Annotated in this window: 23 protein-coding genes; 17 read left to right on the top strand and 6 right to left on the bottom strand. The window is 71.5% G+C overall.

The window, feature by feature from the left end; translation table 11 throughout:
• Positions 1-5 precede the first annotated feature (5 nt).
• The 3 genes from ABTW87_RS09125 to ABTW87_RS09115 all read left to right on the top strand — a co-directional run bounded on the left by ABTW87_RS09125 (position 6) and on the right by ABTW87_RS09115 (position 1566).
• Positions 6-365: a GntR family transcriptional regulator gene (locus ABTW87_RS09125; protein ID WP_350650066.1), complete on the top strand. Its 360-nt coding sequence runs from the start codon at positions 6-8 to the stop codon at positions 363-365.
• A 24-nt stretch (positions 366-389) separates the two neighbouring features.
• Entirely contained in the window at positions 390-1043 is a 654-nt protein-coding gene (locus tag ABTW87_RS09120) for an SRPBCC family protein (RefSeq protein WP_350650064.1), read from the top strand.
• Between the two features lie 79 nt (positions 1044-1122).
• Entirely contained in the window at positions 1123-1566 is a 444-nt protein-coding gene (locus ABTW87_RS09115) for a hypothetical protein (RefSeq protein ID WP_350650062.1), read from the top strand.
• Positions 1567-1740: 174 nt separating this feature from the next.
• Here the strand turns inward: ABTW87_RS09115 and ABTW87_RS09110 are convergent, their stop codons facing one another.
• Both ABTW87_RS09110 and ABTW87_RS09105 read right to left on the bottom strand, forming a co-directional pair.
• Positions 1741-3375: a glycoside hydrolase family 13 protein gene (locus tag ABTW87_RS09110; protein ID WP_350650060.1), complete on the bottom strand. Its 1635-nt coding sequence runs from the start codon at positions 3373-3375 to the stop codon at positions 1741-1743.
• A gap of 232 nt (positions 3376-3607) precedes the next feature.
• Positions 3608-4690, bottom strand: a complete 1083-nt coding sequence (locus ABTW87_RS09105; protein WP_350650058.1) for a LacI family DNA-binding transcriptional regulator — start codon at positions 4688-4690, stop codon at positions 3608-3610.
• Positions 4691-5039: 349 nt separating this feature from the next.
• Between ABTW87_RS09105 and ABTW87_RS09100 the strand changes: the two genes are divergently transcribed.
• The 3 genes from ABTW87_RS09100 (at position 5040) to ABTW87_RS09090 (ending at position 8380) form a co-directional block, all read left to right on the top strand.
• Entirely contained in the window at positions 5040-6341 is a 1302-nt protein-coding gene (locus ABTW87_RS09100) for an extracellular solute-binding protein (RefSeq protein WP_350650056.1), read from the top strand.
• Between the two features lie 109 nt (positions 6342-6450).
• Complete coding sequence (locus ABTW87_RS09095) at positions 6451-7470, top strand: carbohydrate ABC transporter permease (RefSeq protein ID WP_350650054.1); 1020 nt, start codon at positions 6451-6453, stop codon at positions 7468-7470.
• 1 nt (position 7471) lies between these two features.
• Entirely contained in the window at positions 7472-8380 is a 909-nt protein-coding gene (locus ABTW87_RS09090; protein WP_350650052.1) for a sugar ABC transporter permease, read from the top strand.
• Between the two features lie 61 nt (positions 8381-8441).
• On the opposite strand, the gene ABTW87_RS09085 is transcribed toward ABTW87_RS09090, so the two are convergent.
• The gene (locus ABTW87_RS09085) at positions 8442-9038 is read right to left on the bottom strand and encodes a TetR/AcrR family transcriptional regulator (protein WP_350650050.1); all 597 of its coding nucleotides are present in this window, start codon (positions 9036-9038) and stop codon (positions 8442-8444) included.
• A gap of 98 nt (positions 9039-9136) precedes the next feature.
• On the opposite strand from ABTW87_RS09085, the gene ABTW87_RS09080 reads away from it, so the two are divergent.
• The 9 genes from ABTW87_RS09080 (at position 9137) to ABTW87_RS09040 (ending at position 19058) form a co-directional block, all read left to right on the top strand.
• Positions 9137-10135 carry a hypothetical protein gene (locus ABTW87_RS09080; RefSeq protein WP_350650048.1) on the top strand — a complete coding sequence of 333 codons (999 nt, stop codon included), beginning with the start codon at positions 9137-9139 and terminating at the stop codon, positions 10133-10135.
• Between the two features lie 56 nt (positions 10136-10191).
• A complete protein-coding gene (locus ABTW87_RS09075; protein ID WP_350650046.1) occupies positions 10192-10533 on the top strand; it encodes a hypothetical protein in 342 nt (113 codons plus the stop codon).
• A 278-nt stretch (positions 10534-10811) separates the two neighbouring features.
• Positions 10812-11876, top strand: a complete 1065-nt coding sequence (locus ABTW87_RS09070; RefSeq protein WP_350650295.1) for a BMP family lipoprotein — start codon at positions 10812-10814, stop codon at positions 11874-11876.
• 38 nt (positions 11877-11914) lie between these two features.
• Positions 11915-13675, top strand: coding sequence for an ABC transporter ATP-binding protein (locus ABTW87_RS09065; protein ID WP_350650044.1), 1761 nt, complete (start codon positions 11915-11917; stop codon positions 13673-13675).
• Positions 13672-14997, top strand: coding sequence for an ABC transporter permease (locus tag ABTW87_RS09060; RefSeq protein ID WP_350650042.1), 1326 nt, complete (start codon positions 13672-13674; stop codon positions 14995-14997). Before ABTW87_RS09065 ends, ABTW87_RS09060 begins: the two co-directional genes overlap by 4 nt.
• A 5-nt stretch (positions 14998-15002) precedes the next feature.
• Entirely contained in the window at positions 15003-16283 is a 1281-nt protein-coding gene (locus ABTW87_RS09055; RefSeq protein WP_350650040.1) for an ABC transporter permease, read from the top strand.
• Positions 16284-16297: 14 nt separating this feature from the next.
• A complete protein-coding gene (locus ABTW87_RS09050; RefSeq protein ID WP_350650038.1) occupies positions 16298-17002 on the top strand; it encodes a cytidine deaminase in 705 nt (234 codons plus the stop codon).
• Positions 17002-18282: a thymidine phosphorylase gene (locus tag ABTW87_RS09045; protein WP_350650036.1), complete on the top strand. Its 1281-nt coding sequence runs from the start codon at positions 17002-17004 to the stop codon at positions 18280-18282. Before ABTW87_RS09050 ends, ABTW87_RS09045 begins: the two co-directional genes overlap by 1 nt.
• A gap of 95 nt (positions 18283-18377) precedes the next feature.
• Entirely contained in the window at positions 18378-19058 is a 681-nt protein-coding gene (locus ABTW87_RS09040; protein WP_350650034.1) for a DUF4272 domain-containing protein, read from the top strand.
• On the opposite strand, the gene ABTW87_RS09035 is transcribed toward ABTW87_RS09040, so the two are convergent.
• Positions 19055-20059, bottom strand: coding sequence for a putative RNA methyltransferase (locus tag ABTW87_RS09035; RefSeq protein ID WP_350650032.1), 1005 nt, complete (start codon positions 20057-20059; stop codon positions 19055-19057). The two genes, ABTW87_RS09040 and ABTW87_RS09035, sit on opposite strands and share 4 nt — an antisense overlap.
• A gap of 1 nt (position 20060) precedes the next feature.
• The gene (locus ABTW87_RS09030) at positions 20061-20531 is read right to left on the bottom strand and encodes a MarR family winged helix-turn-helix transcriptional regulator (protein WP_350650030.1); all 471 of its coding nucleotides are present in this window, start codon (positions 20529-20531) and stop codon (positions 20061-20063) included.
• Positions 20532-20589: 58 nt separating this feature from the next.
• Between ABTW87_RS09030 and ABTW87_RS09025 the strand changes: the two genes are divergently transcribed.
• A complete protein-coding gene (locus ABTW87_RS09025; RefSeq protein WP_350650028.1) occupies positions 20590-21021 on the top strand; it encodes a PPOX class F420-dependent oxidoreductase in 432 nt (143 codons plus the stop codon).
• A 62-nt stretch (positions 21022-21083) separates the two neighbouring features.
• Complete coding sequence (locus ABTW87_RS09020) at positions 21084-22163, top strand: adenosine deaminase (protein WP_350650026.1); 1080 nt, start codon at positions 21084-21086, stop codon at positions 22161-22163.
• 12 nt (positions 22164-22175) lie between these two features.
• On the opposite strand, the gene ABTW87_RS09015 is transcribed toward ABTW87_RS09020, so the two are convergent.
• A complete protein-coding gene (locus ABTW87_RS09015) occupies positions 22176-22514 on the bottom strand; it encodes a hypothetical protein (protein ID WP_350650024.1) in 339 nt (112 codons plus the stop codon).
• Positions 22515-22961 lie beyond the last annotated feature (447 nt).

Here is a 22961-nt window from a genome sequence, read left to right as displayed (position 1 = left end):
CAGGAGTGGAGATCACCGTCGACCCGGACTCGCCGGTGCCGCCGTACGAGCAGGTGCGCGCGCGGATCGCGGAGCAGGTGGGTGACGGCCGGCTGCCGGTCGGGACCCGGCTGCCGACGGTCCGCCGGCTCGCGACGGACCTGGGTCTCGCGGTGAACACGGTGGCGCGGGCGTACCGGGAGCTGGAGGCGGCCGGGCTGGTGGAGACCCGGGGTCGGCACGGCACGGTTGTCGCACCCGGCCGCGATGATGCGGTGGACCGCTTGCAGCGGGCCGCGGCCGGTTACGCGACGGAGGCGGCGCGGCTGGGCGTCCCGCCCGAGGTCGCGCTCGCCCTGGTCCGGGCCGCGCTCGAGGCGCGCTGACCGACACGACGCAGGAGGACATCGATGACCGATCCGGACGGCACAGTGGTGGAGGCGGTCGTGCGGGCCGCACCGGAGCGGGTGTGGTCGGCCCTGACCGAGCCGGCGGAGATCCGGCACTGGTTCGGCTGGGAGTACGACGGGCTGGACGACGAGATCCGGTTCATCTTCGTGGACCACGCCCGTCCGGAGCCGCCGGACCGGATCGCCATGGACGACGGTTCCGAGCTGCGGCTCGCCGCCGACGGGGACGTGACGCGGCTGAGCGCGGTGCTGCCGGCCCCGGCCGACGCCGCGGCCGCCGCCGAGCAGCGGGCGATCGCCGAAGGCTGGCAGACGTTCTTCGCCCAGCTGCGGTTCCTGCTGGAGTGCCGGCCGGCGGGCGAGCGCCGGACGGTCTACCTGACCGGCACCGGGACGGGCCGGGACCTGCTCGCGGTGCTGGGCACGGCCGGGTCGACGGAGGAGTGGTTCCACAGCCCCCGACAGCGGATCGTGGTCGATCCCGACGGCCGGCTGCTGGCGGCGACCGCCGAACGGCCGCTGGACGATCCCGAGTCGGGTGCGGTCAGCCTCACGGTGAGCGCGTACGGCGTCGACGACGCCGAGGCGGCACACCTGGAGCGGGTGTGGGCCGCCCGCTGGAGTCCGCTCGCGTCCGGCGACAGCTCCGCCTGACCGGCGACAGCTCCGCCTGACCGGCGACGAGGCGGCGAATCGGCCGCGCACGCCGGTGCCGGGCGGCGATGATGGGCGGGTGGGCGCTCTCGTGACACTCGACCTGCCGGACGACTCGCCGATGCTCGACCTCCCGTGGATCATCACCTTCGGCCCGCTCGGCGACGCCGACGAGTGGGAGCCGGTGGTCTGCGGGCCGTACGAGCGGTCGCACGCGCTGGCGCTCGCCGAGGCGGTGGTAGCCGAGGAACAGCTGATGGGGGTCGTGGAGCCGCTGCTGCCGGCGGTGTCGGTCGACGAGATCCGCGGCGAGATCGCCGCCGCGCAGATCGCCGCGCGCGACGAGGCGGCGCAGGTCGACAGCACCGACCTGTACGGCGACTACGAGGACACCATCGACGAGGAGTTGGAGGCGGCGGCCGAGCGGGACCGGCGTACCGGGCCGGCGACGCCGCCGAGCGAGGCCGAGCTGCGGGCTGGCTTCGGCCGGATCGCGGCGAAGCTGCCCGGCGCGGGCGGCTGACGTCACGACACGCCGGGTCAACGGCGGCGCGGCCGGTCGTGGATGGACACCGGCGCCCCGGGAGTGTTCCCGGAGCGCCGGCGCCACCTCACCCCCCACCACAAGGGGTCGGTTGCCCAGTCGCCCGGCGGCGCGGAGCACGCCGGACGACCAGGTCGATGAGGGCTTACCCGCTCAGCGTCGTTCGAACCAGGCAGCCGCGTCGACCGGGAGCACGTGGGCGGAGCCCCGCACGGCGAGCGTCTCGCTGGCGACGAGCGGGTCGCCGTACCCTTCGATCTCGGCCGGCCCGCCGCTGATGTTGACCACGCAGGTGAGCACCGTGTCGCCGGCGGTGCGGCTGAACGCGAGGACACCCGGTTCGGTCTCCAGCCAGGTGATCCCGGACGCCGTGGTGGACAGGGCCGGGTGCGTCCGGCGGATGCCCAGCGCGCTCCGGTACAGCTCCAGCGTCGAGCCGGGCCGGGCGGCCTGGGCGGCCACCGACAGCTCGCGCCAGGTCGCCGGGGTCGGCAGCCAGCTCAGCTCGCTGCCCGCCGGTCCGAAGCCGTACGGGGCCAGTTCACCGCTCCACGGGATCGGCACCCGGCAGCCGTCCCGGCTCTCGCCGGTGCGCAGGAACTGTGGGTCCTGGCGGACGTGGTCGGGCAGGTCGAGTACCTCGGGCAGGCCCAGCTCCTCGCCCTGGTAGAGGTACGCGCAGCCGGGCAGCGCGAGCATCAGCAGGGTCGCGGCGCGGGCCCGGCGCAGGCCCTCGGGACCGTCGCCGTAGCGGGTGACGTGCCGCTGCTTGTCGTGGTTCGACAGCACCCAGGTGGTCGGTGCGCCGACGATCGTCGACTCGGCGAGCGCCGTGTCGACGACCTTGCGGAACGACTCGGCCGACCAGGTGGCGTCGAGGAAGTCGAAGCTGAACGCCTGGTGCAGCTCGTCCGGCCCGATGTAGCGGGCGAGTCGCTGCGGCGTCTCCGCCCACGCCTCGGCCACCGCCATCCGGCCGCCCGGGTAGCTGTCCAGGATCGGCCGCCAGGAGCGGTAGATGTCGTGCACCTCGTCCTGGTCGAAGTAGGGGAGCCGGCCCTTGCCGAGCAGTTCGACCTGCCGCCGGCCGGTGGTCATCGTGCTGAAACCGACGTCCGGCAGGCCCTCGGCCTTGATCATCCCGTGGGCCACGTCGATGCGGAACCCGTCGACGCCGCGGTCCAGCCAGAACCGGAGCACGTCCTCGAACTCGGTGCGGACCTCGGGGTTGCGCCAGTTCAGGTCGGGCTGCGCGGGGTCGAAGAGGTGCAGGTACCACTGCCCGTCGTCGAGCCGGGTCCAGGCCGGTCCGCCGAAGATGCTCTCCCAGTCGTTCGGGGGAAGCTCGCCGTTCTCGCCCCGACCCTCGGCGAACAGGTACCGCTCCCGCTCCGGGGAGCCGGGGGCGGCGGCGAGGGCGGCCTGGAACCACGGGTGCTCGCTCGACGTGTGGTTCGGCACCAGGTCGACGATGATCCGCAGGTCCAGGGCGTGAGCGTCAGCGATCATCTCGTCGAAGTCGGCGAGCGTGCCGAACATCGGGTCGACGTCGCGGTAGTCGGCGACGTCGTACCCGCCGTCGATCATCGGCGAGGTGTAGAAGGGCGTCAGCCAGAGGGCGTCCACGCCGAGGTCGCGCAGGTACGGCAGGCGCTGCCGGATGCCCTGCAGGTCGCCGATCCCGTCGCCGTTCGAGTCGGCGAAGCTCCGGACGTAGACCTGGTAGACGACTGCGGAGCGCCACCAGTCGTCGTCGGAGGTCAGCGGCGTGGGGTTGCTGACGGTCATCGAGGCGTTCCCCGTTCTGTGGCGCGGGACGGCGGTGTGCGGCGCGGGCGGTGGGCGCACGGTGTCAGTGCAGGATGCCGCCCTGGCACTGCAAGAGTCAAGCATTCCTTGCGCAAGAAATGACAGCCGTCACGCCCTCCGGGGGAAGGAAGGGCCCCCTGTTAACGCCGCACGAGGTGAACGGGACCCTTGTTAACACCGGAGGCCGCGAGCGGAGCGGGCGCGCGCCCGGTCAGGCGGAGACGGCAAGGGCGGAGGGCGCCGGGCGCTGCCGCGCGGGGCCACCGGCGGACGCGTCCGCCGCCCGGGCCACCGCGGTCGACCCGCGTACCACCAGCTCGGGGCGGAACAGGTACTCCGAGTGCGGGGCGGCGTGCCCGTTGATCTCGTCGACAAGCGCCCGCACCGCGGCCACCGCCATGGCGGCCACCGGCTGACGCACGGTGGTGAGCGGCGGGTCGGTGAACGCCATCAGGGGGGAGTCGTCGTACCCGACGACGGAGAGGTCGTGCGGCACCGACAGGCCGCGTTGCCGGGCGGCCCGGATCGCGCCGAGTGCCATCAGGTCGGAGCCGCAGACGATGCCGGTGACGCCGCGGTCCAGCAGCCGGGCGGCGGCGGCCTCGCCACCCTCCACGCCGAACAGGGACAGCTCGGTCAGCTCGGCCAACTCGTCGTCGGACAGGTCGGTGAGGCGCTTCATCGCGGCCTTGTAGCCGTTGACCTTGCGCAGCACCGGCACGAACCGGTCCGGACCGGTGATCAGGCCGATCCGGCGGTGTCCCAGGGCGACCAGGTGGGCGACGGCCAGCTCGGCGGCCTCCCGGTCGTCACAGGAGATGAAGGGCGCCGGGAGGTCGGGTGCGTACCCATTGATCATGACGACCGGCAGCGGCCGGGCGATAAGCGCCCGGTAGCGGTCGTGGTCGGCGGCGGTGTCGGCGTGCAGGCCGGAGACGAAGACGATGCCGGAGACCTGGCGGTCGAGCAGCATCTCGACGTACTCGTCCTCGCGCACGCCGCCGGGGGTCTGGGTGCACAGCACCGGCGTGTAGCCGGTGGGTGCCAGCGCCGACTCGATGATCTGGGCGAACGCGGGGAAGATCGGGTTGTCGAGCTCCGGGACCACCAGGCCCACCAGCCCCGCGCTGCGCTTGCGCAGCCGGGCCGGGCGCTCGTAGCCGAGCACGTCGAGGGCGGTCAGGACGGCCTGCCGGGTCTCGGGTGCCACCCCCGGGCGGTCGTTGAGCACCCGCGACACCGTCGCCTCGCTGACTTCGGCCTGCTGGGCGATGTCGGACAGTCGAGCGCGCATGGCGGCACTGTAGCTCACTGAGCGGTTCTTGCGCAGTGGCCGGCAAGATCTTGCAGCTTCGAGCAGAAGCGGTGCCGGAGAGGCGACGCGGCGTCCCCGGCCCGAAACGGACGCTTGCGCATGCGTACGCGGTGCGTCGTGCAGCCGGTGATGGGCAGCTCGCGCGGGGTGACGATGGTGGGATGTGGGCCACGTTGGGCCAGGTTGGTTTGTCCCATAAGCCCGCCCCGAGGCATCGTCAGATGACAAGACGGGATCGGTTGTTGCAAGGCGGTTCGCAAGGGGTTTCTAATCCGGAAACTTCTTGCTACTGTCCCGCCGATACCCGGCAGGCAATCTAGGAGCGAACATGCGTCGCACAGCCAAGGGGATCGCCGTACTCGCCTCCACCACCCTTGCTTTCGCCCTCGCCGCCTGCGGCGGGGAGGAGAAGAAGGCGGAGGAGCAGCCGAAGGCGGATCCCGCAGCCCTCAAGGCCGAACTGACCTGGTGGGACACGTCGGACCCGAAGAACGAGGGCCCGGCGTTCCAGGAGCTGATCGCCAAGTTCAACCAGACCTACCCGAACGTCAAGATCAACTATCAGTCGGTCCCGTTCGGTGAGGCGCAGAACAAGTTCAAGACCGCCGCGCAGGCCAAGACGGGCGCGCCGGACATCCTTCGGGCCGAGGTGGCCTGGGTGCCGGAGTTCGCCTCCCTCGGCTACCTCTACGCGCTGGACGGCTCCGAGCTGCTCGCCGACGAGTCGGACTTCCTGGAGACCCCGCTCGCGTCGAACAAGTACAACGGCAAGACCTACGGCGTCCCGCAGGTGACCGACACGCTGTCGCTCATGTACAACAAGGAGCTGCTGACCAAGGCCGGCATCTCCACGCCGCCGAAGACCTGGGCCGAGCTGAAGACCGCCGCCCAGACCGTCAAGCAGAAGACCGGCGCCGAGGGCCTCTACATCAACCCGGCCGGCTACTTCATGCTGCCGTTCATGTACGGCGAGGGCGGCGACCTGGTCGACGTCGAGTCGAAGAAGATCACCGTGGCCTCGGACCAGAACGTCGCCGGGCTGAAGATCGCCAAGGACCTCATCGACAGCGGCGCGGCCGCCAAGCCGTCCGCCAACGACTCCTACGGCACCATGATGACCCTCTTCAAGGAGAAGAAGGTCGCCATGATCATCAACGGTCCGTGGGAGGTCAACAACGTCACCACGGCGCCGACCTTCGGCGGCAAGGAGAACCTGGGCATCGCCCCGGTCCCGGGTGGTTCCGCCAAGGCGGGTGGCCCGGTCGGTGGTCACAACTACACGATCTGGTCCGGCATGCCGCAGGAGAAGGTCGACGCGGCCGTCGCGTTCGTGAAGTTCATGAGCTCCGCCGAGTCGCAGGCCTTCCTCTCCGAGAAGCTCGGCCTGCTGCCGACCCGCAAGTCGGCCTACGACGTGGACTCGGTGAAGAACAACCCGATCGTGGCCGCGTACCAGCCGGTCGTCGAGGCCGCCGTCGGCCGCCCCTGGATCCCCGAGGCCGGCCAGTTCTTCGGCCCGCTGGACCAGATGGCCACCGAGGTTCTGATCCAGAACAAGGACCCGAAGGCCGCGCTCGACACCGTCGCCAAGAAGTACAAGGCAGAGGTCGTCACCTCGTACGGTCTCTGATCCGACCGTCGGCGCTGGCAGCGGCCGGCGACCACTTCGGCACCCGGCAGGGCCGCGCGACCGTGACCGGTCGCCGGCCCTGCCGGCTCACTCCCCTGGAGCACAGCTGATGAGCACTGTGACAGCCGAGCCGGCGCCAGCGCCCGCGCCGTCCGGCCGCCGCTCCGCACCGCCGTCCCGGCTGCGTCGCAGCTGGGACAAGCACTGGTACGCCTGGGCGATGGTCCTGCCCGTCGTCATCGTCCTGGCGGTCCTGATCTTCTACCCGCTGTTCCGCGGGGTCTGGCTCTCCTTCACCAACCTCACCGAGGCCAACCAGGTGGCGGAGATCTGCACCAGGTCGATCACCGGCAGCGAGGTCTGCGAGGACAACCCCAACAAGTGGGAGGTCGTCGGCCTCGACAACTACGTGAAGGTCCTCACCGGCGAGGTCGGGACGTTCTGGGAGTGGACCGGCATCACCCTGATCTGGACCTTTGTGGGCGTCGCCTTCCACTACGGCCTCGGCCTCGGCCTGGCCGTGATGCTCAACCGCCCGATGTGGGGCCGTGGCCTCTACCGGGTGCTGCTGGTGCTGCCGTGGGCGGTGCCGGCGTTCGTCAGCGCGTTCGCCTGGAAGTTCATCTTCAACGAGCGCTTCGGCCTGGCGAACTCGCTGCTGTCGTCGCTCGGGATCGACCGCGTCGACTGGTTCGCGGACCGGTGGACGTCGCTGTTCACCGCGATCATCACCAACATCTGGCTCGGCGTGCCGTTCATGATGGTGGCGCTGCTCGGCGGCATGCAGACGATCCCCGGTGAGCTCTACGAGGCCGCCGAGATCGACGGGGCATCGCCGTGGCAGCGGTTCCGCAACATCACCCTGCCGGGCCTGCGCTCGGTGAGCATGACGGTGATCCTGCTCGGCACCATCTGGACGTTCAACATGTTCCCGATCATCTTCCTGGTGACCGAGGGGCAACCGGCCGGCGAGACCGAGATCCTGGTGACCGGCGCCTACCGGGCCGCGTTCGAGGGCATCCGCAACTACTCGCTCGCGTCCACCTACGGCGTGCTGATCCTGTCGATCCTGCTGGTCTTCTCGGTCTTCTACCGGCGGGTCCTGCGCAAGCAAGGCGAGGTGTGGTGACATGACCCAGCTGACCACTCCCGCGGCGGCGACCCCGGCCGCGCCGGCCGCCCGGACCCGGCCCGTACGACGGCCCGGTCGCAGCCGGCGCAGCCCGGCCAGGTCCGTGCTGCTGCACGGCACGCTGATCCTCGCGTCGCTGATCGCGATCGGCCCGATCGCCTGGGTGCTGCTGTCGTCCTTCAAGCCCGGGTACGCGGTCCAGAGCAGCGACCTGACCCTGGTCCAGGACCCGACCCTGGCCAACTACAGCTACGTGCTGTCCGACACGAACTTCCCGAAGTGGATGCTGAACTCGGTGATCGTCGCCGCGCTCACCATGATCATCGGCATCTTCTTCTCGGCCACCACCGGCTACGCCGTGTCCCGGTTCAACTTCCCGGGCCGCCGGCCGCTGATGATGGTCTTCCTGGTCACCCAGATGTTCCCGGTGGCCATCCTGATCGTGCCGATCTACACGATCATGGCGCGACTCGGGCTGATCAACACCCTGCCGTCGCTGGTCATCGCGTACCTGACCATCGCGGTGCCGTTCTGCGCCTGGATGCTCAAGGGCTACTTCGACTCGATCCCGACCTCGCTTGACGAGGCGGCGGCGCTGGACGGTTGCGGCCCGTTCGCGATCTTCTGGCGGGTGGTGCTGCCGCTGGCCCGGCCGGCCATCGCGGTCACCGCCTTCTACACCTTCCTCACCGCGTGGGGTGAGGTCGCGTACGCGTCGGCCTTCATCCAGACCGACAACAAGTTCACCCTGGCGTACGGGCTCCAACAGTTCGTGCCGCAGTTCAACCCGCAGTGGGAGTACCTGACGGCGGCGGCGGTCCTGGTGACCGTGCCGGCCGGTCTGGTGTTCCTGTTCGCCCAGCGGCACCTGGTGTCGGGTCTGACCGCCGGCGGAACAAAGGGCTGATCGGGTCGTTCCCGGTCGGAGGCGGGCGCCGCACGGCGCCCGCCTCCGGCTTCATCACCGGTCAGGTGTCGGCCCGTAACAGGGTGCGGACGCCGGCGAGGTAGCTGGCCCGGTCCGGCCGGCCGGTGAGGATGCGCTGCAGGAGCCAACCGGGGACCAGGGCGAAGAGGGCCGCCGCGACGGCCTGCGGGTCGGCGTCGGCCGGTACCTCGCCGGTGGTCTGCGCGCGCTTGACGAGGACCTCGAAGTGCCGGCGGATGCCGTCGTACTTGGCGGCCACGAAGGCGGCCAGTTCCGGGTCCCGCTGCGCCTCGCCCCAGACCTGGATCGCGATCCGCAGGACACCGTCCTCGCCGGTCTGGGTCTCCACGTACGCCAGCGCCCGGTCGAGGGCGTCCAGCAGGGGCGGCGGCGGGTCGAGCCGGGCCAGCTCGGCCAGCACGCTCTCCGCGCCACCGACCGCCTCCTCGGCGATCGCGCTGATCAGGGCGGCCTTGCTCGGGAAGTAGCGGTAGACGGCACCCACCGAGAGGCCGGCCTCGGTGATCACGTCCTGCATCGTCGTGCGGTGGAACCCCTCGCGCAGGAAGCACCGGCGGGCGGCCTCGACGATCTGGCGACGGCGGGCGGCGAGGTGTTGCTCCGAGACACGTGGCACGGGATACAGCCTAAAACGAACGTTCGTTCTTGACAGCCGTCGCGCCTCGGGAGGACTCTCTCCCTAAAGAGAACGAACATTCGTTTTAGGAGGTCGTCGTGCCGTCCCGCGTCCGCTCACCCCTGCTGCTCGCCGTGCTCGTCGCCGCCGTCGTGCCGGCGGTGCTGGCGCTGCTCGTACCGCTCTTCGCCGCGCCGGCGGCGAACCTGGCCCCACGTGACCTGCCGATCGCCGTGGCGGGTCCGGCGCCGGTTGCGGACCAGCTGGCCGGGCGGCTCGCCGCCGCGCGCCCCGGCGCCTTCGAGATCACCACGCTGCCGGACGCGGCAGCGGCCGACCGGGCGCTGCGCGACCGGGAGGTGTACGCCGCGTTCGTCGCCGGACCCGACGGTGTCGCCCTGCACACCGCGCCGGCGGCCAGCCCGACGGTCGCCCTGCTGCTCACCGATGTCGCCGGTCAGCTCGCCGCCGAGCGGCCGGTGACCGTCGTCGAGGTGGTTCCGGCCGACCCGGACGACGTTCGCGGCGCCGGGTTCGCGGCCGGCTTCCTGCCGCTGGCCCTCGGCGGCCTGCTCGCCGGCGCGTTGCTCGTGCTTCTGGTGCGCACCCGCCCCGCGCGGCTGGCGGGCCTGGCCGTGCTCGGGGTCATCGCCGGCCCGGTCGGTGCCGCGATCCTGCACGGCTGGCTGGGCGTGATCGACGGGAACTGGCTCGCCGAGGCCGCTGCGACCGGCCTCTTCGTGCTCGCCGCGTCGGCCACCGTGGCGGGGCTGGGCGCGCTGCTCGGCCGGCCGGGCCTGGCACTGGGGGCGCTGCTGGTGTTCCTGGTCGGCAACCCGCTCTCGGCGGTCGGCGCCGCGCCGGAGCTGCTGCCGCAGCCGTGGGGTGAGGTGGGGCAGTGGCTGCCGGTCGGCGCGGGCGCGACGCTGCTGCGATCCGTGGCCTTCTTCGGCGGCGCGGGCGCCGGGGCGCCGCTCGCGGTGCTGGCCGGGTACGCACTTGTCGGGTTCGCGCTCGTGGCGGTGGCGGGCGGCGGGCCCGCCGAGAGCGGCGCCGCCACCGTCGAGCCGGACGGCGTCGCGGCGCCGGTGCGCTGACGTACCCCCGGCAGCCCTCTACTACAAACCGTCGTTGATAGGGGAGGATGGGCGGCGTGGAAGCTCTACGACTCATCCTCCGCTACATCCATCTGATCGGCTTCGCGCTCCTGCTCGGTGGCGCGGTCGTCCAATACCTCAAGGGCCGGCTCCGGATCAATCCGGCGATGCTCTGGGGTGCGGTGATCATGCTGCTGACCGGGATCGGGCTGTCCGCTCCGCTGCGCGACGGTGACGAGCCGGCCCCGGCGAAGCTTGTTACCAAACTGGTGCTCGCGCTGCTCATCTTTGTCATGGTCTTCTTTTCCCGTAAGCGGGAGGCGGTCAACCGGGGCCACTTCCTCGCGATCATCGGCTTGACCCTGGTCAACGCTGCGGTGGCCGTCTTCTGGAGGTAACGTCCGCCAGGAGGGGCGCCATCGACGAAACGGACATTTCGTCGCGCTCGACGCCCTTTCAGTGGCACGGAGAGTGATCTGCCCCACCCAAGGGTTACGTAGGGGTAACAGGCGCTCAACAGTCGTGCACGATTGTCGGCCGGTGGAGGGGCGCGGGCGTACGCTCTGCGTCCGTAACGTGGGACGCCGGCGGCACAGCGCAGGCCGGTTCACAAGGGCTGCCACCGCGGATGGCGCGGTGAGCAATGGAAGGAGACGTCTTGCGCTCGGTGCGTGGGATGCGGATCGCCTCGGTCTTCGCGGTGGGTGGCCTCGTGCTGGCCGCTGCCGCGTGTGGCGAGGCCCCCGAAGATGACAACAACGCCGGCGGCGGCGAGAACAAGTACAGCGCCTGCATGGTGACCGACGTCGGCGGTATCGACGACAAATCGTTCAACACCTCGGCCTGGAAGGGCCTGGAGGCGGCCAAGGCCGAGAACGGCGACATCGACATCAAGTACGTCGCGTCGAAGGCCGAGGCCGACTACGAGCCCAACCTGACGCAGTACGTCAACCAGGACTGCGACTTCATCCTGGCCGTCGGCGGCCTGATGGGTGACGCCACCTCCAAGATCGCCAAGGCGAACCCGGACCAGCAGTTCGCCATCGTCGACGCGAAGGTGCCGGAGGCCAACGTCTACCCGATGCAGTTCGACACCGCCCAGGCCGGCTTCCTCGCCGGTTACCTGGCCGCCGGCATGACCAAGAGCGGCAAGGTGGGCACCTACGGCGGCATGAAGATCCCGCCGGTGACCATCTTCATGGACGGCTACGCCGACGGTGTGGCCCACTACAACAAGACCAAGGGCAAGAACGTCCAGGTCCTGGGCTGGGACAAGGCCACCCAGAACGGCTCGTTCACCAACGACTTCGTCAAGCAGGACGAGGGCAAGAAGGTGAGCGACGCGCTGGTCGCCCAGGGCGCCGACATCGTCATGCCGGTCGCCGGCGGCGCCGGCCTCGGCACCACCGGTGCCGCGAAGGCCTCGGGCGGCAAGTACAACACCATCTGGGTGGACGTCGACGGCTGCGAGAGCACCCCGGACTGCGCGGCGATCATCACCACCGTGGTGAAGAACATCCCGGACGCCGTCAAGGAGGCCGTGCTCAAGGCCGCCGCCGGCGAGAAGCTCGAGGCGACCCCGGGCTTCCTGGGCACGCTCGCCAACAACGGCGTGTCGCTCGCCCCGTACCACGAGTTCGACAGCAAGGTGCCGGCCGAGCTGAAGGCCGAGGTCGACAAGCTGAAGGCGGACATCGCCGCCGGCACGATCAAGGTCGAGTCGCCGGCCCAGCCGAAGTGACGCGTCGCCGGCCACCCACGGTGGAATGATCACCGTAGGTGGCCGGCGATCGGTACAGCACGACGATCCGGCCGCCCCGGCGTCGCGGGACACCCCGCGGCACCGGGGCGGCCGATCGGTTCCACCCGCCCGCACCGGCAGCTACGCTGCACCATCGCTTCGCACCCCGGGAGGTTGCGCTGAGACTCGAACTGCGGGGCATCACCAAGCGGTTCGGTGACCTGGTCGCCAACGACCACATCGACCTGACGGTGGAGCCGGGAGAGATCCACGCCCTGCTCGGTGAGAACGGCGCGGGCAAGTCGACCCTGATGAACGTGCTCTACGGGCTGTACCAGCCCGACGAGGGCGAGATCCTGGTCGACGGGAAGCCGCTGAAGCTGCGCGGCCCCTCCGACGCGATCGGCGCCGGCATCGGCATGGTGCACCAGCACTTCATGCTCGTGCCGGTCTTCACCGTCACCGAGAACATCATGCTCGGCGCCGAACAGGTCCGGGGCGGCCTCGCCGGCTTCCTGGACCGCCGCCGCGCCCGGCGCGAGGTCGCCGAGGTCTCCGCCCGCTACAACCTCCACGTCGACCCTGACGCGATCGTCGAGGACCTGCCGGTCGGCATCCAGCAGCGGGTCGAGATCGTCAAGGCCCTCACCCGCGACGTCGACCTGCTCATCCTCGACGAGCCGACAGCGGTGCTCACGCCCCAGGAGACCGAGGAACTGCTCACCGTCATGCGGTCGCTCAAGGCCGCCGGCAAGTCGATCGTGTTCATCACGCACAAGCTCGGCGAGGTCAAGGCCATCGCCGACCGGATCACCGTGATCCGGCGCGGGAAGACCGTGGGCACCGCGTCGCCCGAGGTGAGTCGCGACGAGCTGGCCGCGCTCATGGTCGGCCGCACCGTACGGCTCACCGTCGACAAGCAGCCGGCCACCCCGGGCGACCCGGTCCTCGAGGTGTCCGGCCTGGTGGTCGACGACGACCGGCAGTGCCGCGCGGTCGACGGCGTCGACCTGACCGTGCACGCCGGCGAGGTGCTCGGCGTGGCGGGCGTGCAGGGCAACGGCCAGACCGAGCTGATCGAGGCGATCATGGGTCTGCGCCCGGCGCTGAGCGGCACGGTGCGTCTCGACGGGCAACGCATCGACGGCTGGTCGACCAAGAAGGTGCTCCACGCGGGCGTCGGCTACGTGCCCGAGGACCGCAGCGTCGACGGCCTGGTCAAGGAGTTCAGCGTCGCGGAGAACCTGGTGCTGGACATGTACGACCGGCCGCCGTTCGGCAAGGGTCTCGCGCTCCGCCCGGAGGAGATCGCGAAGTCGGCGAAGGAGCGGATCGCCCAGTTCGACGTCCGCACCTCGTCGGCGGACGCGCCGGTGGGCACGCTCTCCGGCGGCAACCAGCAGAAGGTGATCGTGGCCCGGGAACTGTCCCGGCCATTGAAGCTCTTCATCGCCGCCCAGCCGACCCGCGGCGTCGACGTCGGCTCCATCGAGTTCATCCACAGCCGGGTCATCCACGAACGGGACGCCGGCACCGCCGTCCTGGTCGTCTCCAGCGAACTCGACGAGGTGATCGGGCTGGCCGACCGGATCGCGGTGATGTACCGCGGGCGGATCATCGGCGTCGTCGGCCCGGACACCCCGCGCGAGGAGATCGGTCTGCTGATGGCCGGTGTCACCCCCGAGGGGACGGCGACCGGCGGCCCGGCGACTCCCGGCGACCCGACGGCCACCGGCCCGGCGGCCGCCGACGGCGCGGCTCCGGCCCCTGAAGGCCCCGGCAGCGAGGAAGAGGCATGAGCAACGGAACCTCCGGCTCTCCGGACAAGGAGCCGGCGACCGAGGAGCAGGCGGCACGGACCGCGCTCGGCAACACCGAGCGGGCCGAGGCGCCGACCGGCCCGAAGCAGCCGACGCCGGAGGCCCGGCCCTCGCTCGGGCGGCTCTTCCTGGACAACCTCTGGGCGGCCAACACCTTCACCGTGACGCTGCTGTCGCTGGTCCTGGCGATGGTGGTCGGCGCGATCCTGATGATCGTGTCCGACCCGGAGGTGCTGGCCACCTACGGCTACATCACCGCCCGCCCGTCGGACGCCATCAACTCCAGTTGGACGCTGGTCAGCGAGGCGTACGCGAACCTGTTCAAGGGCGCCATCTTCGATCCGGAGGCGGTCGGCTTCACCGCCGCGCTGAGCCCGATCTCGGAGACGCTGACCTACACCGCCCCGCTGGTGTTCACCGGCCTGTCCGTGGCGCTCGCCTTCCGGGGCGGCCTGTTCAACATCGGGGCCCAGGGCCAGGCCACCATGGGCGTCGTCCTGGCCGGTCTGGCCGGGTTCCTGCTGCCGCTGCCGCCCGGGCTGCACCTGCTCGTCGCGGTGCTCGCCGGAGCGCTGGGCGGCGCGATCTGGGGGTTCATCCCGGGCATCCTCAAGGCGCGCACCGGCGCCCACGAGGTGATCAACACGATCATGCTCAACTACATCGCGACGTACTTCCTGACCTGGCTCATCGTGCAGAACGGGGTGCAGGACCCGAACCGTACCGACGCGATCAGCCGGTCGGTCGACGCCTCCGCGCAGCTGCCCCGCCTGTTCGGTGACAACCTGCGGGCGCACGCGGGCATCATCCTTGCCGTGCTGGCCACCTGGGCCGTCGCCTGGCTGCTCAACCGCTCCACGCTCGGCTTCGAGCTGCGCGCCGTGGGCGCCAACCCGGATGCGGCGCGCACCGCCGGCATCAGCGTCACCCGCACGTACGTGCTGATCATGGTCTTCGCCGGGATCCTCGCCGGCCTCGGCGGCTCGCAGATGGTCCTCGGCACCACCGCGGCCGCGTTGACCCCGCTGGTCGTGGCCCAGATCGGTTTCGACGGCATCCTGGTCGCGCTGCTCGGCCGGGTGAAGCCGTGGGGCGTCGCGCTCGCGGCGCTGCTCTTCGGCGCGCTGCAGGCCGGTGGCAACCGGATGCAGTCGTACTCGGGGGTCTCGCTTGAGCTGGTCACCGTGCTCCAGGCGCTGATCGTCATCTTCATCGCCGCGCCGGCCCTGGTGAAGGCGATCTTCCAGCTCCGGGCCGCGCGGGCCGCCCGGCTGCAGACGAGCCTCGCGAAGGGCTGGTGACGAGCGTGTCCACCATGGCTGTCGAAGACGTCGCGGTCGCCCCGGTCGACGAGGGCTTCTGGACGCGTACCCGCAAGGTCGGCCTGGTGCTTACCGCGCTGGGCCTGCTGGCGGTGGTGCTCTTCGGTGCGCTGGCCACCGGCGAGCAGGCACGGTTCACCCTCAGCGAGGACGCCGCCGGCGCCGCTTTGGAGATCAACGGCACGGTCGGTGCGATCCTGTTCGGCGCGATCACGCTCGCCGCCGGCGTGGCGATGCTCGCCGGCCTGCCGAAGCGCTGGTTCATCCTGGTGCTCGGCATCGGTCTGGTCGCGTTCGTGCTGAGCTTCCTGTGCTGGCAGGTCTCCGCCGCCCCGGTCGGGCAGAACTTCATGCCACTGGTCAACGTGGTGCGGGGCACCTTCATCCTGGCCCTGCCGCTGATCTTCGGTGCGTTGGCCGGCGTGCTCTGCGAGCGCTCCGGCGTGGTGAACGTGGCCATCGAGGGCCAGTTGCTGATGGGCGCGTTCAGCGGCGCGCTGTTCGGCAGCATCAGCGGCAACGTCTGGGTCGGCCTGGTGGCGGCGGCGATCGGCGGCACGTTCATCTCGCTGCTGCTCGCGGTCTTCGCCATCCGCTACCTGGTCGACCAGGTCGTCATGGGCATCGTGCTCAACCTGCTCGCGGTCGGCGTCACCGGCTTCCTCTACGAGCGGCTGATGCAGACCGACGCGGAGCGGTACAACAGCGCGCCGCGGTTCAGCAACTGGGAGATCCCGCTGCTGGCGGACATCCCGGTGATCGGGCCGGCGTTGTTCCGCGGCAACATCTTCCTCTACCTCGGCCTGCTGCTGGTCCTGGTGATCCACATCGGGTTGTTCCGGACCCGGTGGGGTCTGCGTACCCGGTCGGTGGGCGAGCACCCGACGGCGGCCGACACCCTCGGCGTCAAGGTGCTGCGGGTGCGCTACCGCAACGTGCTGCTGGCGGGTGCGGTGGCCGGGATCGGCGGGGCGTCGTACACGCTGGCGCTGTTCTCGTTCACCAAGAACATGATCGGCGGTAAGGGCTTCATCGCGCTGGCGGCGCTGATCTTCGGGCGGTGGAGCCCCACCGGCGCGCTGCTCGCGGCGCTCTTCTTCGGGTTCGCCGACCAGCTCGCCACCTACCTGGGCGCGATCAACAGCACCATCCCGAGCCAGTTCCTGGCCATGCTGCCGTACCTGGCGACGATCCTGGCGGTGGCCGGCCTGGTGGGTAAGGTCCGGGCGCCGGCCGCCGACGGCAAGCCGTACATCAAGGGCTGACGGGGGAACACCGCATGGAGATCGACTGGGGGCGGCTGCGGGCCGCCGCGACGGAGGTCATGCGGCACGCGTACGTGCCGTACTCGAAGTTCCCGGTGGGGGCGGCCGCCCTGGTCGACGACGGCCGCGTGGTGGTCGGCTGCAACGTGGAGAACGCCGCGTACGGCGTGGTGCTCTGCGCCGAGTGCGGCGTGGTGTCCTCGCTGCACGCCACCGGCGGCGGCCGGATCGTGGCCCTGTCCTGCGTCGACGCCACCGGGGAGCCGCTGATGCCGTGCGGGCGCTGCCGGCAGCTGCTCTGGGAGCAGGGCGGGCCGGAGTGCCTGATCGAGGCCAAGGGCGGGCCGCTGCGGATGGCCGAGCTGCTGCCGCACGCCTTCGGCGTCGAGGACCTGGAGGCGGTCACCGGCGAGACCCCGGTGCCGGTGGTGCCGGAGCGGCTGGCCGCCTGGCGCGGGCGGGGCACGGTGTTCGTGCACCCCGACCTGTCGGCCGGGCAGCAGGTGTGGACGGCGTACTGGGAGCGGTCGGCCGGGGACACCGAGGGCGCTGAGACCGGCGTCCTGGAGGAGGGCCCGAGCTGGGACGATCCGGCCGAGGCCATCACCTGGGGCCTGGCCCGGACGCCCCGGGTGGTCGTGGTGGACGAGTCGGGCACGATCTTCTGGGCGGGCGAGGGAGAACCGCCGCTGGAGGTACCGACCCGGTGGGGCGGCTGATGAGTACGTTCGCGGCGGTTGACGTCATCCGGGTGAAGCGGGACGGGGGTGTGCTCACCGACGCGCAGATCGACTGGGTGGTGGACGCGTACACCCGGGGGGTCGTGGCGGACGAGCAGATGTCCGCGCTGGCGATGGCGATCCTGCTCAACGGCATGACCGCGCCGGAGATTGCCCGGTGGACCGCCGCGATGATCGCCAGCGGCGAGCGGCTCGACCTGTCCGCGGTCGACCGCCCGACCGTCGACAAGCACTCGACCGGCGGCGTCGGAGACAAGATCACACTGCCGCTGACGCCGCTGGTGGCGGCCTGCGGCGCGGCGGTGCCCCAGCTGAGCGGGCGGGGTCTCGGGCACACCGGCGGCACGCTCGACAAGCTGGAGTCGATCCCGGGCTGGCGTGCGGCGCTGAGCAACGAGGAGTTCATCGCCCAGCTCCGGGATGTGGGCGCGGTGATCTGCGCGGCCGGTGCCGGCCTCGCGCCCGCCGACCGCAAGCTGTACGCGCTGCGCGACGTGACCGGCACGGTGGAGGCGATTCCCCTGATCGCCAGCTCGATCATGAGCAAGAAGATCGCCGAGGGAACCGGCGCCCTCGTGCTGGACGTCAAGGTCGGCTCGGGCGCGTTCATGAAGTCCGCCGACCAGGCCCGGGAACTGGCCCGCACGATGGTCGAGCTGGGCGGCGCGCACGGCGTACGCACGGTCGCCCTGCTCACCGACATGTCCACCCCGCTGGGGCGGGCCGTCGGCAACGCGGTCGAGGTGACCGAGTCGATGGAGGTGCTGGCCGGCGGCGGCCCGGCGGACGTGGTCGAGCTGACCCTGGCGCTGGCCCGGGAGATGCTCGACGCCGCCGGCCTGCCGGACGCCGACCCGGAGGCGGCGTTGCGGGACGGCCGGGCGATGGACGCCTGGCGGGCGATGATCCGCGCGCAGGGCGGCGACCCGGACGCCCCGATGCCCGCCGCCCCGGAGGTCGAGGTGGTTCGCGCCGACGCCGACGGCTTCGTGGCGGAGGTCGACGCGTACGCGATGGGCGTGGCCGCGTGGCGGCTCGGCGCCGGGCGCGCCCGCAAGGAGGACCCGGTCTCCGTGCCGGCGGGCGTGGTGCTGCACAGGCGTCCGGGTGAGCCGGTGCGCGCGGGTGACCCCCTCTACGAGCTCCGGGCCGAGGACCCCGCTCGGATCGCCGGGGCCCTCGAGGAGGCCGCCCGTGCGGTGCGCATCGCTCCCACCGCACCGACCGGTCAACCGCTGGTGATCGAGCGGATCGGCTGACCGCCGTTCCGTTCCCCGCGATAGTGGGGCTATCCTCCCTGGCCAGGGGGGACGACCCGGCCTGAGCCGGCACGAGCAGACGAGGATGATCCGTCGTGGCCGTACCTGCCCCCGATCCCCGGGCGGTGCGCGAGGCGAGCCTGGAGGAGCTGTCCCGGCTGGGCCTGCCGCTGCCGCCACCGCAGTTTCCGCTGGTGTGGGAACCCGGTGACGGGATCGAGCTGCGCCCGAGGGATGAGATCGAGGCCCGCGTCGCCGTACTGCATCTGATCCTGGCCCGTTGTTTCGGGATGCCGCCGCAGGCGGCGATGAGCTGGCTGCTCGCCTCGCACCTGATGGAGGCGGTCACGCCGCCGGAGTGGCAGTTCATCACCGGCGGCAAGGGCGACCACCGTTCCTTCGTGCTGCACCACGACGCGCTGTTCGCGCTGGCGTGGGTGCTCGGCCTGACCAAGCAGCTCGATCCCACGGTGCCGGTGGACGAGCGGCTGATGGAGCGGCTGCCGAACATCGCGGCCGGCGAGAACTTCGCGCGCTGGCGGTCCCGGATCCTGGCCGCGCCACAGCACCCCGCCGACGCGGCGGCGCTGCTCGACCTGCACTACTGCCTCGACTGGTCGTACCTGGACGTGGAGCGCGCCGGCCGGACTGCGCCCGGCCTGGTGGACGCCAACGCGATCGGGCAGCGCCGGTGGGCGCTGGAGTGGGCGGTGATCCTGCGGGGCCCGTACCACGACGAGCCGCCGGGCTGGGAAGAGGTTGATCTGTCCACCTAGGACCGGCGACGGTGGACGCCGAGCCGGACGGCCACGGTCACCTCGACCGGTTCGGGCCGGGCGGCGATCCGGGCGGCGAGCCCGGCCGGGTCGGTGTGCCAGGCGCTCGGCCCCATCCCGACCAGCGTGGCGACCTCCGTGCGGGTCAGCGCCAACCGGGTCCGGTGTTCGGTGACCGCCTCCTCGACGAAGTGCGCGCCCAGGCTGCCGGCCACCCGGTCCGCCTTGGCCGGGTCGACCCGGAGCAGGTCGAGCGTGGCGACCAGTTCGGCGAGGTGGTCGGCGGCCGGGGTGACCACCAGCAGGGAACCGGCCGGGTCGAGCACCCGGTGGAACTCGGCGCCGTTGCGGGGGGCGAACACGTTCAGCAGCACGGCGGCCGAGGCGTCGGCCAGCGGCAGGCGCTGCCAGGTGTCGGCCAGGGCCGCCGCCGCCCGCTCGTGGGCGCGCGCCGCGCGGCGCAGCGCCGGCTTCGACACGTCCAGCGCCAGGCCGACGGCGTCCGGCAGCGCCGCCAGCACCGCGGCGAGGTGCCGGCCGGTCCCGGCCCCGGCGTCGACGACAAGGGGGTACGCCGGACCGGCCGCCGGCGCCGCGTCGGGTCCGGGTGCTCCGGCCGGCTCCTTTGCTCTGCTTACCTCCACGCACCGGTTCTCCGCCGAAACCGGTGCGTCCGTTGCAGCAGAGCAAAGGGGCCGCGTGGGGGTGCCGGGGTGGGCGGCGCGGTAGCGGGCGACCGCCTCGCCGGCGGCGGCGGCCAGGGCGGCGGAGATGAGGTCGTAGTGGCCGGCGGCGAGGAAGTCGGCGCGCGCGGCGATCATCTCGGCGGTGTCACCGGCATGCGGGGCGCGGCCGGCGAGCAGGTTCACGTACCCCTGGCGGGCGACGTCGAAGCTGTGCCGGCGCGGACAGCGCAGCGCGCGGGCGGTGCCGGTGCCGGTTCCGGCCAGCGACTCGCGGCAGACCGGGCAGCGCAGCCGGGCGAGGATGCGGGCGTCCACGTCAGGTCCCGGCCCGGTCACCGGTGAGCCGGGCGATCACCCGGTGGGTCAGCGCGTCGAGCGCGGCCACCTCGTCGGGAGTGAGCAGGTCGATCAGGTTCTGGCGGACGGCCGCGACGTGGCCCGGGGCCGCGGCCTCGATCGCCCGGCGTCCGTCCGGCGTGAGGACGACGATCGAGCCCCGACCGTCGGTGGGGCACTCCTCCCGGGTGACCAGGTCACGCTGGTGCATCCGGCTCAGGTGGTGGGAGAGCCGGCTGCGGGACCAGAGCATCCGGTCGGCCAGCTCGCTGAGGCGCAGTCGCTGGTCCGGCGTCTCGGAGAGGTCGGACAGGACGTCGTAGTCCGGCTCGGAGAGCCCGGCGTCCCGCATCAGCTGGCGGGACAGCTCCAGGTCGAGCAGCCGGCGCATCCGCCGGTAGCCCCGCCAGGCGCGCTGCTCGCGTTCGTCCAACCAGCGTGGTTCGTCCATGACTCCGATCCTACCGCTCTTGTTGACATGTCATCTATCGGCTACCTAGGTTGATGACATGTCAATCAGAGGCGGCGTGAACCGCCGGCTGTGGGAGCTGTTCGGGCGGCGCGGCCGCGGCGTGCTGGTCACCCTGCGCCGCGACGGCCGGCCGCAGCTGTCCAACGTCGACTACCTGGCCGACGCTGGCCTGATCCGTTGCTCCACCACCAGCGACCGGGTGAAGGTACGCAACCTGCGGCGCGACCCACGGGCCAGCTTCCACGTCACCACGGCCGACGGCGGGGCGTACGCGGTGGCCGAGGGGACCGTCACCCTGACCCCGCCGGCCGCCGCGATCGGCGACGCCACGGTCGACGAGCTGGTCGAGGTCTACCGCGAGATCCGCGGCGAGCACCCGGACTGGGCGGACTACCGTGCCGCGATGGTCGCCGACGGCCGGCTGGTGCTCCGCCTCACGGTGGAGCGCATGTACGGCTGGCGGCCGTGACCGGGCCGACGCGCCACGGAGTCCGGCACGGTGCGCCGGCCAGGTCCGACTAGGGTCGGACCATGGTCGCGACTATCCGGTACGAGGACATCGTCAAGGTCCCGAAGGCACTGCTGCACGACCACCTCGACGGCGGCCTGCGGCCGGCGACGATCGTCGAGCTGGCCGCCGAGGTCGGGCACGAGCTGCCCACGACCGACCCGGAGGCGCTGGGCCGCTGGTTCGTCGAGGCCGCCGACTCGGGCTCGCTGGAGCGGTACCTGGAGACGTTCGCGCACACCGTCGCGGTCATGCAGACCGCCTCGTCGCTGCGGCGGGTCGCTCGCGAGTGCGCGCTCGACCTGGCCGCCGACGGCGTGGTCTACGCGGAGGTCCGGTTCGCGCCGGAGCAGCACCTGGAGCGGAACCTCACGCTTGACGAGGTGGTGGAGGCGGTCATCGCCGGTTTCGAGGAGGGCAGCGTCCTCGCCGCCGAGGCGGGCACCCCGATCCGGGTCGGCACGCTGCTCACCGCGATGCGGCACGCCGCCCGGTCGCAGGAGATCGCCGAACTGGCCGTCCGGCACCGGGACACCGGCGTGGTGGGGTTCGACATCGCGGGCGCCGAGGCCGGCTTCCCGCCCACCCGGCACCTGGACGCGTTCGAGTACCTGCAGCGGGAGAACTTCCACTTCACGATCCACGCCGGCGAGGCGTTCGGCCTGCCCTCGATCTGGCAGGCCATCCAGTGGTGCGGCGCCGACCGGCTCGGCCACGGCGTGCGGATCGTGGATGACATCACGCCCGGCCCGGAGCCGGTACTCGGCCGGCTGGCCGCGTACGTGCGGGACAAGCGGATCCCGCTGGAGCTGTGCCCGTCCTCGAACGTGCAGACCGGCGCGGCCGCGTCGATCGTCGACCACCCGATCGGGCTGCTGCGGGACCTGCGCTTCCGGGTCACCGTCAACACCGACAACCGGCTGATGAGCGGCACGTCCATGTCGCGTGAGATGGCGCTGCTGGTGGACGCGTTCGGCTACGGCTGGCGCGAACTCCAGTGGTTCACGATCAACGCGATGAAGAGCGCGTTCATCCCGTTCGACGAGCGGCTGCGGATCATCGACGAGGTGATCAAACCGGCGTACGCCAAGCTGCTGGTCTGAGCGCGGCGGATGTCACGTGTGGTGCGGGTGACCGGCGAGCAGGCCGGCCACCCGACGCAGCACCTCGCCGGCGCGGGCCGCCTCGGCGCCGAGACCGGTCTGCCGGCGGAGCACGGCCGGCTCGGCGCGCAGCAGCGCCAGCCCCCGGCTGACCAGCACCCGCGGTGCCTTCCGCTGCTCGGCGAGGTCGCGAGCCAGCCGCCGGACGAAGGTCGCGCCGCGCGGCCGCCGGAGGGCGTACGCCCCGGCGAGCACGCCCCGGCGGCGGCACTCCGCGACGATCTCGGCCGCGAAAATCCCTTCGGCGACGAAAAGTGGCGAACCGGTTAGATCAAATGGCCGTGTGGCCACCTTGCGATCCTCTCCGATGGCATAAACCGGCACCTCCGCACGACCCTCCCGAGCCAGTCGGACAATCGTGTCCACGGCCGCCCGGGCGTCCCACGAAGCGGGCGACTCCCAGTCGACCTGCCCGTTCTGTTGTGGCAACGTAGGGTCATCGCCGTCCTTGTAGAAGTCGTCCAGGCAGAGGACGGGAAGTCCGGTTCGCCGGGCTATATACGACTTTCCGGAGCCCGAAGGGCCGGCGAGCAGGACGACGCGGTGGGGGTGTTCCATTACGGTGAGTTACTCCGGCCAGACAGAACGCTATCGGATCGCAACAACATCTCATCACACCCTCGGCGACGGCCAACCTGGGCTTTCTCTTTCCGGGGAGGCGTGATGGAATCTCGGATGGTCCGACCCGCCGGGTCGGCCGCTGGGCGTTGCCCGAGGGTGACGCGGACGCTGCAATCG

Origin of the sequence: Micromonospora sp. NPDC126480, from assembly GCF_040302465.1 — a bacterium.
Classification (GTDB): Bacteria; Actinomycetota; Actinomycetes; order Mycobacteriales; family Micromonosporaceae; genus Micromonospora.
This window is presented reverse-complemented; position numbering and strand designations above follow the sequence as displayed.

Bases quoted from the DNA above. Each gene is read 5' to 3' on its own strand.
- ABTW87_RS09045 (WP_350650036.1), top strand. From the start codon at position 17,002: ATGAGTACGTTCGCGGCGGTTGACGTCATCCGGGTGAAGCGGGACGGG.
- ABTW87_RS09120 (WP_350650064.1), top strand. From the start codon at position 390: ATGACCGATCCGGACGGCACAGTGGTGGAGGCGGTCGTGCGGGCCGCA.
- ABTW87_RS09025 (WP_350650028.1), top strand. From the start codon at position 20,590: ATGTCAATCAGAGGCGGCGTGAACCGCCGGCTGTGGGAGCTGTTCGGG.
- ABTW87_RS09090 (WP_350650052.1), top strand. From the start codon at position 7,472: ATGACCCAGCTGACCACTCCCGCGGCGGCGACCCCGGCCGCGCCGGCC.
- ABTW87_RS09050 (WP_350650038.1), top strand. From the start codon at position 16,298: ATGGAGATCGACTGGGGGCGGCTGCGGGCCGCCGCGACGGAGGTCATG.
- ABTW87_RS09100 (WP_350650056.1), top strand. From the start codon at position 5,040: ATGCGTCGCACAGCCAAGGGGATCGCCGTACTCGCCTCCACCACCCTT.
- ABTW87_RS09060 (WP_350650042.1), top strand. From the start codon at position 13,672: ATGAGCAACGGAACCTCCGGCTCTCCGGACAAGGAGCCGGCGACCGAG.
- ABTW87_RS09095 (WP_350650054.1), top strand. From the start codon at position 6,451: ATGAGCACTGTGACAGCCGAGCCGGCGCCAGCGCCCGCGCCGTCCGGC.
- ABTW87_RS09110 (WP_350650060.1), bottom strand. From the start codon at position 3,375: ATGACCGTCAGCAACCCCACGCCGCTGACCTCCGACGACGACTGGTGG.
- ABTW87_RS09105 (WP_350650058.1), bottom strand. From the start codon at position 4,690: ATGCGCGCTCGACTGTCCGACATCGCCCAGCAGGCCGAAGTCAGCGAG.
- ABTW87_RS09020 (WP_350650026.1), top strand. From the start codon at position 21,084: ATGGTCGCGACTATCCGGTACGAGGACATCGTCAAGGTCCCGAAGGCA.
- ABTW87_RS09070 (WP_350650295.1), top strand. From the start codon at position 10,812: ATGCGGATCGCCTCGGTCTTCGCGGTGGGTGGCCTCGTGCTGGCCGCT.
- ABTW87_RS09030 (WP_350650030.1), bottom strand. From the start codon at position 20,531: ATGGACGAACCACGCTGGTTGGACGAACGCGAGCAGCGCGCCTGGCGG.